Origin of the sequence: Roseovarius tibetensis, assembly GCF_050896375.1 — a bacterium.
In the GTDB taxonomy this organism is placed as follows: Bacteria; Pseudomonadota; Alphaproteobacteria; order Rhodobacterales; family Rhodobacteraceae; genus Roseovarius; species Roseovarius tibetensis.
In genome coordinates, this window is sequence record NZ_JBPBBB010000008.1 from 1 (window position 1) to 16,549 (window position 16,549).

Genomic DNA, 16,549 nt, shown 5'->3' on the forward strand with positions numbered 1-16,549 from the left:
TCTCCGCTTTGTGGTTCCAACACCACCTTCTTGGCACATCGCGATGCCGTCCGGGGAGGGCGGCAACCATCCCATCTGTGCCGCGTTTTTCCCATTTCAGGATCTCGTCGGCGGTCTCTCCGCCGGTTTTGGTCACACTTGCCGCCTTGCGCGCCTTTTCGCCGTAGAGGCCGGCGGTTGCTGCGACCTTCGCCATCTGGAAATCGATTTCGCGTTTCAGGCCGCTTCGGGCATCTTCTCCGCTCGTCTGGTCCAGTTCGCGCACCATACGGTCGATGCTGTCGAGTATGTCATCGAGAACCGCCGCGTCCGTTCCGTCTAACGGCGGCAATGCGCCCTCGGCCCCGCTTCGGACATTCGCCACGATATCACGAAGTTCCTTCAGAACCTCCCAAGGCGATGCATCCGCTTCCAGCCGGATATCGCGCAACTGGCTGAAACGCGCCAAAGTGTGCGCGAAGTGATCGCGGACCAATCCCTTCAGTTTGTCCACCGCCAAGCTGAAAGGCTCGGCCATCGGCCCGAATTCGCGCTTGGTATCCTCGCGCAGCGCGGTCGCCTCAAGAATGCGGCCCCATTCCACCAGCTTGCCAACACGCAACGCGCCAACGGTTTCTGCGTTTTCCAACTCTTCCAGAACCTTCGACAGATAGGTGCAAGTCATGCCCGCGCCCTGCATCCTCGTGCCTTCCGCTTCGAATGCATCGCGGAGGTCGTTCATATCCTCGCGCAAATCCAGCGCGTCGTTGAGGAATCGTTGCAAGTGATCTGGATCGGTCAGCGTTTCCCAATCCTCGGGCATGGGCACGGCCCGCATGACATGCGCCATCTGATCGAAGCGGAAATCGTAGAGCGTCGCCTTGAATAACTCTATTTTGGGTTTCGCGCGATACCCCTCCCAGATCTCGCGGATCACGGGGTTCACCACCTCTGGCCCTGCGTCCCATGTGGCGGGGTCGATCAGGGCGATCTTTTCGAGCATGTCCCATGTGCGGGCGGAGTCGGGGAGCATCGTGCGACCGGCAACCTGCGCGTCGTACCAGTCGAGCCAGAATTGCCAGTCGGCGGCATCGGGCGACGCGGCAACCTGTGCCTTGATGTATGACCAAGCCCTTCCAAAGAATCTTAGCCCGTCTGGCCAGAGTGGCAGGGCGTCGGGCAATCGACGTTCTGACGCCCGTTCGGCATCGCTTCTGATGGCCCGCCAAGCGGTGGCGTCTGTGGCGGCGCGCGCAGCGGTAACGGCAGCGTAAGCGGCGTGTGCGTCTTCGGCGGCGCAGGCAGCGCAGGCGGCACCGTAAGCGACGGCGTAGCAGGTGCCGGCAGTGGCGTCTTCGGCGGTTGCGTTGGAGATGGGGTCGGCGTTGGACTGAGAGATGCCGGCGCTGGTGGCAGAGGCGACTTTGCTAGTAGCGGCGTCGGCTCTATCGACGGTGGCTTGGGCAGCGGATTTGATATCGTCATGCGGCACAAAAACCGCGACCGACGATATCAAGAGGTTTCGCAAGACCGGAAGCGCTGTAAAATCAGGTTCGTCGGCCCAGTCCCCAATCAGCACCGAGTCCCACCAGACCGGCAATAACCGCGCCGCCGCGCGCGAGGCGATCCAGACGGAGACCTCGCGCGGCTGGTCTTCCAGCCACACCCGAAGGCTATGTTCGTCTTTGATATCCTGGATCACTGTCATGCCACGTAGCCTGCCCCGGAGCGGGGTGGTTGTCCAGCGGCGGGTTAGTCCGAGCCGGACCCGTCGCGGAAGCGGTTCACGATGGGATAGCGGCGGTCGAGCCAGAAGGCGCGTTTGGACAGGCGCGCGCCGGGGGCGGACTGGAAGCGCTTGTATTCGCTGATGTAGAGAAGGTGCTCGACCTTTTTCGCGTCGGCGGCGTCGTAGCCTGCCGCGACGCAATCCGAGATCGACCCGTCCTCGTCCACGAGGATCTGCAGGATGGCGTCGAGCACCGGGTAGTCGGGCAGCGAGTCGCTGTCCTTCTGGTCGGCGGCAAGCTCTGCACTCGGGGGCTTGTCGATCACGCGGGGCGGGATGACGGAGCCTTCTGGCCCCATCATCCAGTCGCGGTGATGCGTGTTGCGCCAGCGGCAGAGGTCGAAGACGCGGGTCTTGTAGAGATCCTTGATCGGGTTGTAGCCGCCCGCCATGTCGCCGTAGATCGTGGCGTAGCCGACAGCGACCTCGGACTTGTTGCCGGTGGTCAGCAGCATCTCGCCGAACTTGTTGCTGAGCGCCATGAGCAGCAGCCCGCGTAGGCGCGATTGCAGGTTTTCCTCGGTCACGTCCGGCTCGCGCCCCTCGAAGAGCGGCGCAAGGGTGGCGGTGATCGCCGCGCGGCCCTCGTCTATGGGAACGAAATCGTAATGACATCCGAGATTTTTTGCGACCGCCTGCGCATCCTCCAGCGAGTGGGGGGAGGTATATTCCGACGGCAGCATCACGCAGCGCACGTTCCCGGCGCCCAGCGCATCGACGGCGATGGTGGCGACGATGGCGCTGTCGACACCGCCGGAGAGGCCGAGCAGGACACGCGAAAACCCGGCCTTGCGCAGGTAATCGCGCAGGGCCAGCACGGTGGCGGCATAGTCCTGCTCCAGCTCGTCCGGGACATGCGCGAGGGGGCCTTGGTCCGCATGCCAGCCGTCGGCGTCACGGGTGAAATCGACATGCGCGATGGCCTCTTCGAACATCGGCATTTGCAGCGCCAGCGATCCGCCGGGGTTGAGCACGAAGCTGCCGCCGTCGAAGATCTGGTCGTCCTGCCCGCCGACGAGGTTGAGATAGACCAGCGGCAGCCCGGTCTCGATCACCCGCGCGACCATCAGGTTCTGGCGGGTGGTGATCTTGCCGCGGTAATGTGGCGAGCCGTTGGGCACCAGAAGCAGTTCCGCGCCGGTCTCTGCCAGAGTCTCGGACACATCCTCGTGCCAGGCATCCTCGCAGACCGGGCTGCCGATGCGGACGGGGCCGACCGTGTAGGGACCGGCGACATCGCCGCTGGTATAGAGGCGCTTTTCGTCGAACACCGTCTCGTTGGGCAGGTGGTGCTTGAAAACGCGGGCGGTGATGCGACCGCCTTGCAGGATGTAATAGGCGTTGTGAAGCGCGACGCCTTCCAGCGCCGGCCCGCCGATGGCGATGGCCGGGCCGTCCGCGCAGTCGCGCGCGAGCTGCTCGATCTGCGCGATGGCGGCCTGGTGGAAAGCGGGTTTCATCACCAGGTCCTGCGGGTTGTAGCCGGTGACGAACATCTCAGGGAAAGCCACCATGTCTGCGCCGGCCTCGCGCGCGGTTTGCCACGCGGCCTGCGCGCGCGCGGCGTTGCCGGCCAGATCGCCAACCGTGGCGTTGAGTTGTGCCAGTGTCAGGCGGAACCTGTCAGCCATGTGCATGCCCCTTTCGCGTCCTGCGTTTGACTTAGCAGATCGCTGCGCGAGGGAAAGCCGATTTGCCCGAAACCCGTTGTCACGCCCCTCGGTGTCCAGTAGCTTTGCGCCCGAGACCAAGAGCGGGTTCTGGCATCGGGGCGATCATGACATTTTCACTGACACGAGCCATCGTCGCGGCCGCCGCCTGCGGTACGGCGACCCTTGCCGCGGCCCAGCAGGACGAGGTCAGGACCAAGCAGTACGACGATGGCGGCATTTACGAGGGTACATTCAAGGACGGGCTGCAACACGGCACCGGCACCTACACGCTGCCCAACGGCTATGAGTATTCCGGCGACTGGGTCGACGGCGAGATCCGAGGGACCGGCGTGGCGCGGTTTCCCAACGGATCGGTCTACGAAGGCGCGTTCAGGCGCGGCAAGCCGCATGGCGAGGGCCGCATCGTGTTCGCCGATGGCGGCACCTACGAAGGGCAGTGGCAGGACGGCAAGATCACCGGCGAGGGGGTCGCGGTCTATGCCAACGGCGTGCGCTATGAGGGCGGGTTCCTCGACGCGATGCATCACGGGCGCGGCCGGATGGAGACCCCCGGCGGGTACGTCTACGAGGGCACCTGGGTGCGCGGCGTCAAGGACGGGCAGGCCATGATCACCTATCCCGACGGTGCCGTCTACGAGGGGGCCGTCGCGCGCGGCGCGCGCGAGGGGACCGGCAAGCTGACCATGCCTGACGGGCTGATCTACGAGGGGCAGTGGCAGGACGGCCAGATCGACGGGCGCGGCACACTGACCCAGGCCAACGGCGATGTCTACGAGGGCAACCTCGTCGCCGGGCAGCGTGAGGGCGAGGGGCGCGTGACCTACGCCAATGGCGACGTCTACGAGGGGGGGTTCCGCGATGACCGCCGCCACGGTCAGGGCACCTTCACCGGCAGCGACGGCTACCGCTACGAGGGCGAATGGCGCGCCGGCAACATCTCTGGCGAGGGGCGCGTGAGCTATCCCGACGGCTCTGTCTATACCGGACGCTTCCGCGACGACCTGCCCAACGGGCCGGGTCGGATCACCTATCCCGACGGGGCCACCTACGAGGGTGACTGGGTCGGGGGCGTGATCGACGGCACAGGACGGGCGACCTATCCCGGCGGTGTCGTCTACGAGGGCGAGTTCGCGGATGCCGCTTATCACGGTCAGGGCATCATGACCTATCCCGACGGCTACCGCTACGAGGGCGAGTGGCAGCGCGGGCAGCGCCACGGGCGTGGCACCGCGACCTATCCCGACGGCACCGTCTACGAGGGGGATTTCGTCGACGGTCAGCGCCATGGGCAGGGCAGCATCACCATGCCCGACGGCTTCACCTACGAGGGCGAATGGCAAGACGGCGAAATATCCGGGCGTGGCGTGGCGACCTACACCAACGGCGATGTCTACGAGGGCATGTTCAAGGCCGGCAAGCGTCAGGGCGAGGGCACGATGCGCTATAGCAGCGGCGAAGAGGCCAGCGGCGACTGGCAGGACGGTGCCTTGACCCGCAACATCGAAAACGGCGACTGACGCGACCGCATCACGCGCCAGACAGCGTCGGACTTTTCACGCCGGAATTTCCAAGATTTCCGGTGATCCAATCCTACACAGTGCGGCCCGCGTCGAGATCTTCCAGAACTTGTGCCGCACCTTGCAGCACCGCGTCGCGGCGGTCCTCGTTCATCTTGTCCCATGTGCGAAAGACCGGCCCCATGCGCGGATTGCGCGCGAACCGTTCGCGATGGCGCACCAGGAAATCCCAGTACAGCAGGTTGAACGGGCACGCCCCCTCGCCGGTCTTCTGTTTCACCGAATAGGCGCAATGGTTGCAATAATCCGACATCTTGGCGATGTAATTGCCCGAGGACACATAGGGTTTCGACGCGATGATGCCGCCATCGGCAAACTGGCTCATCCCGATGACGTTCGGCGCCTCGACCCATTCATAGGCGTCGGCATAGACGGCAAGGTACCATTCATGCACCTCGGCCGGGTCGATGCCGGCCAGCAGCGCGAAATTGCCGGTGACCATCAGCCTCTGTATGTGATGGGCATACGCCTCGTCTTGGGTCTGGCCGACGGCTTGCGCCATGCAGTTCATCTTCGTCTCGGCGCCCCAGTATAGCGGCGGCAGCGCGCGGCGATGCCCCAGCGTGTTGCGCGTGGTGTAATCCGGGCCTTCGCGAAAATAGATCCCGCGCATGTATTCGCGCCAGCCGATGACCTGCCGGATGTAGCCTTCGGCGGCGTTGATGGGCACGTTCCCTTTCTGCCATTCTTCGACCACGCGCTCGCAGATCTCCATCGGCGACAGCAGCCCGATATTGAGATAGACCGACAGGATTGAATGGTGCAGGAAACGGTCATCCTGCAACATCGCATCCTGAAAATCGCCGAAGCCCGGCAGCAGATGACGCGCAAAGTGATCGAGTGCGCGATGGGCCTGTTCGGTCGTCACGCCGAACCAGAACGGGCGCAGCGCGCCGAAATTGCTTGGAAAAGTCGATTCGACCAGGTCGAGCACCTCTTCGGTGATTTCATCGGGTGTGAACGCCATCGGCTCGGCCCGCAAAAGATCGGTCTTGGCGGGCTTGCGGTTGTCGTGGTCGAAATTCCACTTGCCGCCCGCGGGTTTGTCGCCATCCATCATCAGGCCGGTCTTGCGGCGCATCTCGCGGTAGAAATACTCCATCCGCAATTCCTTGCGGCCCTCGGCCCAAGTGTCGAACTCGTCAAGGCTGCAGACAAAGCGGTCATCGGGCAATTGCGTCACGGTCAGCGGCGCGTTGTCCAGCGCCTCGATCAACCGCCACTCGCCGGGGCGGGTCGCCAGCACATCCGTGGTGCCGTGTTCGTCGGCGCGGCGCACCAACTCGCCGGTGATCGAGCGGGTAGCGTCCGGGTCATCCATCCTTGTGTAGGCAACCTGCCAGCCGTCGGCGCGCAAACTTTCGGCGAAATGCCGCATGGCCGACAGCACCAGCGCGATCTTCTTGGGGTGGTGAGGGACGTAGCGCGCCTCGTCCATGACCTCGGCCATCACGACGATATCGCTGTCCTTGTCGGCGTCGCGCAGGGCCGAGAGATCGGGCGACAGCTGGTCACCTAGGACCAGCACCAGACGCGCTACCATGGCACGCGCGCGCCCTGCCAGTCGTAGAACTGGCCGGTATGCTCGGCCGTCAGACTGTCGATCACGCCCAGCAGGTTCTGCACGGCCTCTTCGGGCGGCACGGAGGGGTGGCGGCTGACATATTTCTCGGTGAAGGCCGTCTCGACCGTGCCGGGATGCAGCGCCACGCAGATTGCCTCGCGGTGCTTGCGCGAGAGCTCGATCGCGCCGGTATGGATCATCTGGTTGAGCGCCGCCTTGGCGGTGCGATAGCTGTACCAACCGCCGTAATCGTTATCGCCGATGGAGCCCACGCGCGCGGAAAGCGCCGCGAAGACCGAGCGCTCCTTGCGCGGCAACAGGCGCACGGCGTGTTTGAGCACCAGCGACGGGCCGATGCAATTCAGGCGGAACTGGTCCATCATCGCCTTGGGGTCGATATGCTTCAGCGCTTTCTCGGGTGTCGCGCCATCGATTTCAAGCGCGCCGGTGGCCACGAAAATAAGGTCGAACGGGCCGTCGAGCGCGCCAAGGGCGGATTCGACCGAGGCCTCGTCGGTGACGTCCAACCCGTCGCGGCTGCGTGACAAGCCGGTGACGGCGACGCCTCGAGCCTTCAGCGCATCGCACATGGCCTGTCCGATGCCGCCCGAGGCCCCGATGATCAATGCATTTTTCATATCCGTGAAGCTAGCCGCGCCCGCACTTGGTTCAAGCCCGGATCGCGCACCTATCCGAAATTCGGGGTTTTCAACGCGCCGCACGGCGCGTATGATTTTGGACATGATGACGCAGAACCATATCCCCGCCCTGCCCCGCGCCCCCCGGCGCGGCCTGCGCGCCGTTCTGCTAGGCCTAAGCCGCCTCTGAGCGTGCCGTCTTGGCGCGACCGCTCAGAGGATGTGCCCGTTTCGCGCCACAGGCTTAGGATTTATTGAAAGAGACCCGACATGACAGATCAGACCAAGGACCGCGTTTCCCCGGAGACGCACAAGGACAGGGTGGTCATTTTCGACACCACCCTGCGCGACGGTGAGCAATCGCCGGGTGCCACGATGAGCCACGAGGAAAAGCTGGAAATCGCGGCGCTGCTCGACGAGATGGGCGTCGATATCATCGAGGCAGGGTTTCCCGTCGCGTCCGAGGGGGATTTCCGCGCCGTCGCCGAGATCGCCAAACAGACGAAAAACGCCACGATCTGCGGTCTGGCGCGCGCCAGCCTGCAGGATATCGACCGCTGCTGGGACGCGGTGAAGCATGCCAATTCGCCGCGCATCCACACCTTCATCGGCACCTCGCCGCTGCACCGCGCCATCCCGAACCTGACCAAGGACGAGATGGCCGATCGCATCCACGAAACGGTGAGCCATGCGCGCAATCTCTGTGACGACGTGCAATGGTCACCGATGGATGCCACGCGGACCGAATGGGATTACCTTGCCCGCGTCGTGGAAATCGCGATCAAGGCCGGGGCGACGACGATCAACATCCCCGACACGGTGGGCTATACCGCACCGGTGGAATCCGCCGATCTCATTCGTCGGCTGATCAACGAGGTGCCGGGCGCGGACGAGATCGTCTTCGCAACGCATTGCCATAACGATCTGGGGCTGGCCACGGCCAACGCGCTGGCCGCCGTCGCCGGCGGCGCGCGTCAGATCGAGTGCACGATCAACGGCCTGGGCGAGCGCGCCGGCAACACCGCGCTGGAAGAGGTGGTGATGGCGCTGCGCGTCCGCGGCGACATCATGCCCTATTCCACCGGCATCGACACCCGCAAGATCATGAACATCTCGCGCCGGGTCGCGACCATCTCGGGCTTTTCGGTGCAGCCCAACAAGGCCATCGTCGGCAAGAACGCCTTTGCCCACGAGAGCGGCATCCATCAGGACGGCATGCTCAAGAACGCCGAAACCTTCGAGATCATGCGCCCCGAGGATGTCGGCCTTGCCGCCACCAACATCGTGATGGGCAAGCATTCGGGGCGCGCAGCCCTTCGGTCCAAGCTGCACGATCTGGGCTTCGATCTGGCCGACAATCAGTTGGGCGACGTGTTCGTGCGGTTCAAGGAACTGGCCGACCGCAAGAAAGAGGTCTATGACGAGGATCTCATCGCGCTGGTGCATGCCGGAATCGACGGGGAAAGCGACCGCTTGCAGATCAAGGATCTGCAGGTGATCTGCGGCACGCACGGGCCCCAGAAGGCCACGCTGACCATGGTGATCGACGGCGCCGAGCACAGCACCGAGGCCAGCGGCGACGGGCCGGTGGACGCGACCTTCAACGCCGTCAAACAGCTTTTCCCGCATGAGGCAAAGTTGCAGCTTTACCAGGTGGCCGCGGTCACCGAGGGCACCGACGCGCAGGCCACGGTGTCAGTGCGGATGGAGGAAGAGGGCCGCATCGTCACCGGACAGTCGGCCGATACCGACACGGTGGTCGCCTCGGCCAAGGCGTATGTCCACGCGCTCAACCGTCTGTTGGTGCGGCGCGAAAAGACCGGCGCGGACGGGCGCGAGGTCAGCTACAAGGACGTGTCCTGACGCCTCGCGCGAACCGAAATGAGACAGGAGAGGCCCCAATGCGATGGCATTGGGGCCTTTTAGTATGGGCGTGATATCAGCCGTGTTGCGCATCGGCGAAAGTGGAACCTTCTCATGTCCGCAGGCAGGCGACACGACGGATTTTCAACCCGCTTTATCTCCAAAATCGCGAAAAAGCGCGGCTCGACGCGCCAACTTTAACAAATCGCCTGTCCGTCACACCGGAGGCGTGCCTATGTTATCTGGCCCACCTGTGGTGCGACGGGGCGGACATGCGATGGCGCTGCGGCGCGGTGCGCCGCGTATCGCGCCGGGGAGTTCATCCGTCCTGCCTACTCGGCCCACTCCCACGGCCGGGTGAACTGGCCGAGGACGTGGCTGATGGCCGCGTCATCCACCTCGCCGGTGCGGGTGAGCTGTGCGACAAGGCCGCGTTTCTTGTCATCCACGACGGCGGTGACCTGTGCCGGCAGCCCCTGCTTTTCCAGCGCGGCGTTGTAGATGCGCATGATCGCGCGCTTGCGCAGGTCGGGCTTGAAGACCTTGCCGACGGCGGTCTTGGGCAGCTCGTCCAGCACTTCGACATGTTTGGGGATCGCGGCGCGCTCGTGGACATGGATCTTGCAATGCTCCAGCAGGTCCGCGCCGGTCGCCGTGCCGCCCTCGACCAGTTCGACATAGGCGCAGGGGATCTCGCCGGCATGCGCGTCGGGTTGCCCGATCGCGCCCGCCACGGCCACGTGGCTATGCGCCATCAGCGCCTCTTCGATTTCCGCCGGGTCGACATTGTGCCCGCCGCGGATGATCAGATCCTTGGCGCGCCCGGTGATCCACAGATAGCCGTCGGCGTCGATGCGTCCCAGATCGCCGGTACGCAGATACCTGTCGTAAAAATAGAGCGCCTTGTTCTTTTCGGCCTCGGTATAGGTGTTGCCGGTATAGACGCCGGGATTGGAGATGCAGATCTCGCCCACCTCGTCGGTCTCGCAATCGATCGGGCCATTGGCTGTTTCCCGGATGATCCGCACATCCGTATAGGGAAAGGGCACGCCGACCGAGCCGACCTTCTTTTCGCCCTCGGGCGGGTTGGCCGAGACGAGGCACGTGGCCTCGGTCAGCCCGTAGCCCTCGATCACGGTGATGCCGGTGGCACCTTCGAAGCGCTTGAACAGTTCCATCGGCATCGGGGCCGAGCCGGAAAACGCGTTCTTGACGGTCGAGAGATCGGCATCCACCTTGCGCTGCATCAGCGCCGAGACGGCCGTCGGGACGGTGATCACGAAGCTGATCTTCCAGCGTTCGCAGAGCTTCCAGAAATTGTCGAACACGCCGTCGCCGCGATAGCCGGCCGGCGTCGGAAAGACGACATGCGCCCCGGATTTGAGGCAGGACATCAGGATCACGTGGCAGGCGAAGACGTGAAACAGCGGCAGCGGACACATCACGTTGTCGCGTTCCGTGAACAGCAGCGTGTGCCCGATCCAGCCATTGTAGATCATGCCGGAATACTTGTGCTGCGCCACCTTGGGCATGCCGGTGGTGCCGCCGGTGTGGAAATAGGCCGCCACGCGGTCCGTGTTGCTGTCGGCAAAGCTCAGCGTTTTCGGCTGCGCCGCCATGGCCTTGTTGAAATCGCGCAGGTCGGCATGGTGGCCGGTCGGGTTCTTCGGGCGGATCAGCGGGACAATCCAGCTTTTGGGCGGGGTCAGGTAGCGGTTGAGATCGATCTCGTAGACGGTGTGCACGCCGGGCGCGTGGCGCACGGCCTCGGCGGTCTTCTGGGCGATGTCGGTCTTGGGGAAGGCCTTGAGCGTGACGACGACCTTCGCCTCCGTCTCGCGCAGTATGGCGCCGATCTGTTCGGGTTCCAGCAGCGGATTGATCGGGTTGACGATTCCCGCGATGGCCCCGCCGATAGTGGCCACGGCCGTCTCCAGCGTGTTGGGCAGGACGAGGGCGATCACGTCATCCTCGGCCAGCTTCAGGCTGCGAAAAAGGTTCGCGGCCTGACAGCACTGGTCGTGGAACTGCTGCCACGTAAGGGTGTGCGCCTTGTCGTTCGGACCCGATTGCAACTGATAGCTGATCGCCGGTCGGTCGGGAAAGGCGCGCGTCGTCTCGCTGAGCATCTGGTAGAGGGTCTTTGGCCGCTCGCGCGACTCCCATGGCATCTCGTTCTGAATGTCGAGCGCATCCTGTCGCGATGTGAAGCCCATCTATCCGTTCTCCCCTGTCTGTCCCCGCTCTCCCCGGCGGGGCTATTCCCTGTGGCTCAGGATGTGCGCGAACGGGCGACGGCGCAAGGCTGACGCTGCGTTTTCCCAGTGCTCAGTCGGGTCCGCCAAGACATTCTGTCATCGCATCGGCCATGTCGCCCATCAGCGTCAGGTAAAGATCAGGCCCCGGTGTCACCCCGGTCGCCAGCGGATCGACGACGCCGTGACGCGCCACGCCGCCGAAGACGGTCTCAACCAGCTTGGGATCGAATTGCGGCTCGGCGAAGACACAGGCGATGTCGCGCGCCGCCGCGAGGTCGCGCAGCTCGGCGATGCGCGCGGCGCTCGGGTCCGAGGCGTCGCTGAGGGAGATCGCCCCGGCGGCAGCCACGCCAAAGCTGGTCTCGAAATACTGGTAGGCGTCGTGAAAGACGAGGAACGGCACGTCGCCGACCGGCGCGAGCTGCCCGGTGATCTCGGCCTCGAGGCTGGAGATCGCGTCACGGGCGGCGTCGGCGTTGGCCATGTAGCGCGCGGCGTTCTCGGGATCGTGTTCCGCCAGTTCCGCGGCGATGAGCGATAGCCACGCGCGCGCGTTGGCCGGGTCGAGCCAGGCATGCGGATCGGTGCCCTCATTGGCGTGGTCGCCGTGGTCATGATCATCCCCGCGATCGTCGTGACCGTGATCGTCATGCCCGTGATCATCGTGCGCATGGCCTTCATGCGCGTGATCATGGTCGTCATGCGCATGGTCATCGTGATCGCCGTCATCCCCGTGCTGATGCGCGGCGAAGGTCGCGCCCTGCCGGAAAGGCAGCGTCCGGGTGTCGGGCGCGTTCAGCAGCGAAAGGCTGTGCGCATCGGCGGCCAGCGTGCCGATCGCATCTTCCAGCCACGGCGTCAGCCCGGCGCCGATCCAGACGACGATATCCGCGCGATCCAGCGCCGCGGCATCCGAGGGACGCATGGCATAGCCGTGCGGGGTTGCACCGGGCGCCACGATCAGCGCCGGTTCGCCCACACCCTGCATCACCTGTGCCACCAGCGAATGCACCGGCGTGATATCGGTGGCAACATTCGGCACCTCGGCCCAGCCCGCCCCGGCAAACCCCATCCCGACGGTCAGTGTTGCAATGAAACGGTTCGACATGTGCAGCCCCTTGTTGATGTGATAATATAACGCTTCACGGCACTTGATAATTGTAATCCTATAACATATCAAGCCGGAAATTCCCCGACCCCGGAGGCCCGGCATGGACACGATCGGATTTGCCAGACACGATCACAAAAGCTGCGTGCAGGGCGCGCTGCAGACGGTCGAGGCGCATTGCACCGCAGAAAAGTTGCAACTCACGGCCGTGCGCCGCCGCGTGCTGGAGATCCTGCTGAGCGAGCACCGCGCAATGGGGGCGTACGACATCCTTGACGTGTTGCGCGCCGAGGGCATGGGGTCCCAGCCCCCCGTCGCCTACCGGGCGCTGGATTTTCTGGTAACGCATCGCTTCGTGCACAAGATCGAGCGGCTGAACGCCTTTATCGCCTGCACCCATCCGGGCGAAACACACACCCCCGCCTTCCTGATCTGCCGCAGTTGCGATGCCGTGGCCGAGGCGCAGGCCGAACCGACGCGCGGCATCCTTGGACGCGCGGCGGACATGGCGGGATTCGCCATCGAACAGGCGGTGATCGAGGCCATTGGCCTGTGCCCCAATTGCCGCGACGGGCATACAGCATGCGCCTGATCGAGACCGAGGGCCTTGCGGTACGGCTTGGCGGCGCGACGGTGCTGCACGATGTCAGCCTGAGCATCGACCGCGGCGAGATCGTGACCATCGTCGGCCCCAACGGGTCGGGCAAATCGACGCTGCTGCGCGCGCTGATCGGCGCGGTCCGCCCGACGCATGGCACGGTGCACCACGCGTCGGGCCTGCGGATCGGCTACGTGCCGCAACGGCTGCATATCGACCCGACGCTGCCGCTGACGGTGACACGGTTCCTGGGCCTGCCGCGCCGTCATCCGGTGGCGGATGTGCGCACGGCGCTCGACCGGGCCGGGCTGCCGGATCTGCGAACGCGGCAGATGACGGACCTGTCGGGCGGGCAGTTCCAGCGGGTGCTGCTGGCGCGCGCGCTGTTGGAGAAACCCGACCTGCTGATCCTCGACGAGGCGACGCAAGGGCTGGACCAGCCGGGATCGGCGGCATTCTATGCCCGCATCGCCGAGGTCCGCCGCGAGCTGGGCTGCGCCGTGCTGATGGTCAGTCACGAATTGCACGTGGTGATGAGCGCCAGCGACCGGGTGATCTGCCTCAACGGCCATGTCTGCTGCGAGGGCCGCCCCGAGGTTGTCGCGCAGGCCGACGAATACCGCGCGCTGTTCGGCAGCGGCACGCAAGGCGCGCTGGCGCTCTACCGTCACGATCACAACCACGCACACGATCCCGCGCCGGAGGCCGCCGAATGATGCTGGACGACTTCATGATCCGCGCCGCCCTCGCGGGCCTGGGCGTCGCGGTGGCCGCCGCCCCCCTTGGCAGTTTCGTGGTCTGGCGGCGCATGGCCTATTTCGGCGATGCAACGGCGCATGCCGCGATCCTTGGCGTGGCGATGGCGCTGTCGTTTTCCATGTCGATCTTCGCCGGGGCGCTGGTGATGTCGCTGATCATGGCGACGACGGTCTCGACGTTGGCCGGACGCGGTTTCGCGATGGACACGCTGCTGGGGGTGCTGGCGCATTCGGCGCTGGCCTTCGGGCTGGTCGCGGTGTCGTTCCTGTCAGGGGTGCGGATCGACCTGATGGCGTATCTGTTCGGCGATATCCTCGCGGTGTCGAAGGCCGATCTGGCGGTGATCTGGGGGGGGGCCGCGCTGGTGCTGGGGCTGCTGTTCTGGCGCTGGCAGGCGCTGCTGACCGCGACGCTCAGCCCCGATCTGGCCTATGCGGCAGGCATGGATCCACGGCGCGAGCAACTGGTGCTCACTCTGGCGCTGGCCGTCGTGGTGGCGGTGGCGATCAAGGTGGTGGGGGTGCTGCTGATCGCAGCGATGCTGATCATCCCCGCCGCCGCCGCGCGCCCGCTGGCCGCGACGCCGGAACGCATGGCGGCAATCGCGGCGGGGATCGCATCCGTCGCCGCCCTCGGCGGCCTGCGCGCGTCGTTCACCTTTGACACGCCGACGGGGCCGTCGATCGTCTGCGCTGCCGCGTTGATCTTCGCCGCGACCACAACCGCCTGCGGGCTGTGGCGCAGGCGGCGCGGCGCGGCGCCTAGCGCGCCGGGGCTTTAGCCCGAACATCCTTTCAGGCCAAAGGTTTCGACCGCCCCGCCCCACCGCATCCCGCCATTCGAAGGCGGTGCCGAACCCCTTGATACGTCAAGAGACCTCGATCGGGACATGACGCCGACCCGGCCGAACATCCTACGGAATTTGTCGGAATTTATTATTGACAGTTTCACTCGGCAATTCGTATGCATCCCTTACGAATTCACTTGGAAACCCGAAAGGATAGCTGATGCACCCTTGGAAAACCGCGCTGAGCGCCGCCGCCCTGATGGCCGTGGCCGCGCCTGCCTTCGCGCAGGAGGTCAACCTTTATTCCAGCCGTCACTATGACAGCGACGACGCGCTCTACGAGGCATTCACCGAAGAGACCGGCATCACCATCAACCGGATCGAGGCCAAGGCCGACGAGCTGATCGCGCGGATGAGTGCCGAGGGCGCCAACAGCCCGGCGGACGTCTTCATGACGGTCGATGCCGGCCGAATCGGTCGAGCCGTGGATGCCGGGCTGCTGCAACCGTTCGACTCCGACGTGATCGAGACCAACGTGCCGCCGCATCTGCGCCACCCCGACAACCTGTGGACCGGGCTGTCGCAGCGCGCGCGGATCATCTATTATTCCAAGGAACGCGTCGAAAACCCGCCCCGCACCTACGAGGATCTCGCCGACCCGATGTATGAGGGACAGGTGTGCATCCGCTCGTCCTCGAACATCTACAACCAATCGCTGCTGGCCTCGATCATCGAGGTGCATGGCGAGGAAACGGCCAAGGACTGGGCCGCCGGTGTCGTGGACAACATGGCGCGCGATCCGCAGGGCGGCGATACCGACCAGCTGCGCGGCATCGTGTCGGGCGAGTGTGACATCGCGGTGGCCAACACCTATTATTTCGTGCGCGGCCTCGCCGGCGAGGTCGACGGGCTGACCAGCGGCATAGACGATATCGGCTGGGTCTGGCCCAACCAGGGCGGGCGCGGCGCGCATGTCAACCTCGCGGCCGCCGGCATTGCCAAGAACGCGCCGAACCCCGAAGAGGCCACGGCACTGCTGGAATTTCTGGTAAGCGAAACCGCGCAGGAACAGTTCGCCAACGCCAATAACGAGTATCCCGTCCTGTCGGGCGTGGCGATGAACGAGCATGTGGCCAAACTGGGGATCTTCATCCCCGACAGCACGACGCCGACATCCGCGTTTTCCGAGAACGCGGCACAGGCGCAGGCGATCTTCAACGAGGTCGGCTGGAACTGAGCACGCGCAAGAGCGCCCGAACGCGACCCCCGGGCCGGCACATCGGCCCGGGGTTTTTCATGTGTCGGTGTGGGCTGGAGCGTTCCCCGTCTTGCAGTCCGGAGCGACGGGCCGGCTCATGTGACCCCGCTATCGCGCTGCGGTCGCAACATCACCCCTTACGCCGCATGTGTACAACGCAACCACGCCCGCGCCCGTGTCAGAACCCGACCGGTTTTTTGCGGAATGGTGCCCCCAGAGAGACTCGAACTCCCGACCTACTGATTACAAATCAGTTGCTCTACCAGCTGAGCTATAGGGGCGTGACGCATGACTTTGATGTCACGTCACATGTTTGGGCACATCTGCCATGTCGCCTTGGGCACTATCACATCCGCGCCTGCGACGGTAACGTAACCCTTAAATGCCGCGTACAATTTGACCTGCTGCCAAGTCAACCAAAAAGGCGCGAAATCCGCGATCAAGGCCACGTTGGTCTATTGCGGGGGATGGATCGTGGTCTCATGTGATCGGCCCGCATGAATGAAACTGCGGCGTGTTGCGCGGTTGGGGCCGGCTGATCGTCATGGTCCGACGCTGACGTCTCTGCTGTGTATCCTGTGCGGCGGGCTGCGTGTTTGTCGATGGTCAGGCCGAAGACCGCGACGTGTTTGCCCCCAAGGATTGCCTGGCGCGACGTGGCGCATGGGGTCCGGGCCGCATTGTGGCACGATCTCGCC

At 64.7% G+C, this 16,549-nt stretch carries 12 protein-coding genes and 1 tRNA gene; 6 read left to right on the top strand and 7 right to left on the bottom strand.

Going from position 1 to position 16,549, the window contains the following annotated elements; genetic code table 11:
- A partial coding sequence (locus tag ACROSR_RS07360) for a hypothetical protein (protein ID WP_432683585.1) occupies positions 1-1,687 on the bottom strand: 1,687 nt, incomplete at its 3' end.
- 44 nt (positions 1,688-1,731) lie between these two features.
- Complete coding sequence (locus ACROSR_RS07365) at positions 1,732-3,399, bottom strand: NAD+ synthase (RefSeq protein ID WP_432683587.1); 1,668 nt, start codon at positions 3,397-3,399, stop codon at positions 1,732-1,734.
- 146 nt (positions 3,400-3,545) lie between these two features.
- Between ACROSR_RS07365 and ACROSR_RS07370 the strand changes: the two genes are divergently transcribed.
- Positions 3,546-4,958 carry an MORN repeat-containing protein gene (locus ACROSR_RS07370; RefSeq protein WP_432683589.1) on the top strand — a complete coding sequence of 471 codons (1,413 nt, stop codon included), beginning with the start codon at positions 3,546-3,548 and terminating at the stop codon, positions 4,956-4,958.
- 73 nt (positions 4,959-5,031) lie between these two features.
- On the opposite strand, the gene ACROSR_RS07375 is transcribed toward ACROSR_RS07370, so the two are convergent.
- Entirely contained in the window at positions 5,032-6,561 is a 1,530-nt protein-coding gene (locus ACROSR_RS07375; protein ID WP_432683591.1) for a cryptochrome/photolyase family protein, read from the bottom strand.
- A complete protein-coding gene (locus ACROSR_RS07380; RefSeq protein WP_432683593.1) occupies positions 6,555-7,220 on the bottom strand; it encodes an SDR family NAD(P)-dependent oxidoreductase in 666 nt (221 codons plus the stop codon). The genes ACROSR_RS07375 and ACROSR_RS07380 overlap by 7 nt, the downstream gene beginning before the upstream one ends.
- A 270-nt stretch (positions 7,221-7,490) precedes the next feature.
- Between ACROSR_RS07380 and ACROSR_RS07385 the strand changes: the two genes are divergently transcribed.
- Complete coding sequence (locus tag ACROSR_RS07385) at positions 7,491-9,083, top strand: 2-isopropylmalate synthase (protein WP_432683595.1); 1,593 nt, start codon at positions 7,491-7,493, stop codon at positions 9,081-9,083.
- Positions 9,084-9,415: 332 nt separating this feature from the next.
- Here ACROSR_RS07385 and ACROSR_RS07390 read toward each other — a convergent pair whose 3' ends face one another.
- Entirely contained in the window at positions 9,416-11,299 is a 1,884-nt protein-coding gene (locus ACROSR_RS07390; RefSeq protein ID WP_432683597.1) for an acyl-CoA synthetase, read from the bottom strand.
- 112 nt (positions 11,300-11,411) lie between these two features.
- Complete coding sequence (locus ACROSR_RS07395) at positions 11,412-12,449, bottom strand: zinc ABC transporter substrate-binding protein (protein ID WP_432683599.1); 1,038 nt, start codon at positions 12,447-12,449, stop codon at positions 11,412-11,414.
- 103 nt (positions 12,450-12,552) lie between these two features.
- On the opposite strand from ACROSR_RS07395, the gene ACROSR_RS07400 reads away from it, so the two are divergent.
- The 4 genes from ACROSR_RS07400 (at position 12,553) to ACROSR_RS07415 (ending at position 15,830) form a co-directional block, all read left to right on the top strand.
- Positions 12,553-13,041, top strand: a complete 489-nt coding sequence (locus tag ACROSR_RS07400; RefSeq protein WP_432683601.1) for a transcriptional repressor — start codon at positions 12,553-12,555, stop codon at positions 13,039-13,041.
- Positions 13,032-13,763 carry an ATP-binding cassette domain-containing protein gene (locus tag ACROSR_RS07405; protein WP_432683603.1) on the top strand — a complete coding sequence of 244 codons (732 nt, stop codon included), beginning with the start codon at positions 13,032-13,034 and terminating at the stop codon, positions 13,761-13,763. Before ACROSR_RS07400 ends, ACROSR_RS07405 begins: the two co-directional genes overlap by 10 nt.
- A complete protein-coding gene (locus ACROSR_RS07410) occupies positions 13,760-14,587 on the top strand; it encodes a metal ABC transporter permease (RefSeq protein WP_432683605.1) in 828 nt (275 codons plus the stop codon). Before ACROSR_RS07405 ends, ACROSR_RS07410 begins: the two co-directional genes overlap by 4 nt.
- A gap of 226 nt (positions 14,588-14,813) precedes the next feature.
- Positions 14,814-15,830 carry a Fe(3+) ABC transporter substrate-binding protein gene (locus tag ACROSR_RS07415; RefSeq protein ID WP_432683607.1) on the top strand — a complete coding sequence of 339 codons (1,017 nt, stop codon included), beginning with the start codon at positions 14,814-14,816 and terminating at the stop codon, positions 15,828-15,830.
- Positions 15,831-16,056: 226 nt separating this feature from the next.
- Here ACROSR_RS07415 and ACROSR_RS07420 read toward each other — a convergent pair.
- Positions 16,057-16,132: transfer RNA gene (locus ACROSR_RS07420), tRNA-Thr, on the bottom strand.
- Positions 16,133-16,549: the final 417 nt, after the last annotated feature.

What these genes read in the sequence shown, in the direction of transcription:
- ACROSR_RS07400 (WP_432683601.1), top strand. Translation starts at nt 12,553, where the DNA reads ATGGACACGATCGGATTTGCCAGACACGATCACAAAAGCTGCGTGCAG.
- ACROSR_RS07385 (WP_432683595.1), top strand. Translation starts at nt 7,491, where the DNA reads ATGACAGATCAGACCAAGGACCGCGTTTCCCCGGAGACGCACAAGGAC.
- ACROSR_RS07365 (WP_432683587.1), bottom strand. Translation starts at nt 3,399, where the DNA reads ATGGCTGACAGGTTCCGCCTGACACTGGCACAACTCAACGCCACGGTT.
- ACROSR_RS07415 (WP_432683607.1), top strand. Translation starts at nt 14,814, where the DNA reads ATGCACCCTTGGAAAACCGCGCTGAGCGCCGCCGCCCTGATGGCCGTG.
- ACROSR_RS07410 (WP_432683605.1), top strand. Translation starts at nt 13,760, where the DNA reads ATGATGCTGGACGACTTCATGATCCGCGCCGCCCTCGCGGGCCTGGGC.
- ACROSR_RS07405 (WP_432683603.1), top strand. Translation starts at nt 13,032, where the DNA reads ATGCGCCTGATCGAGACCGAGGGCCTTGCGGTACGGCTTGGCGGCGCG.
- ACROSR_RS07390 (WP_432683597.1), bottom strand. Translation starts at nt 11,299, where the DNA reads ATGGGCTTCACATCGCGACAGGATGCGCTCGACATTCAGAACGAGATG.
- ACROSR_RS07380 (WP_432683593.1), bottom strand. Translation starts at nt 7,220, where the DNA reads ATGAAAAATGCATTGATCATCGGGGCCTCGGGCGGCATCGGACAGGCC.
- ACROSR_RS07395 (WP_432683599.1), bottom strand. Translation starts at nt 12,449, where the DNA reads ATGTCGAACCGTTTCATTGCAACACTGACCGTCGGGATGGGGTTTGCC.
- ACROSR_RS07375 (WP_432683591.1), bottom strand. Translation starts at nt 6,561, where the DNA reads ATGGTAGCGCGTCTGGTGCTGGTCCTAGGTGACCAGCTGTCGCCCGAT.
- ACROSR_RS07370 (WP_432683589.1), top strand. Translation starts at nt 3,546, where the DNA reads ATGACATTTTCACTGACACGAGCCATCGTCGCGGCCGCCGCCTGCGGT.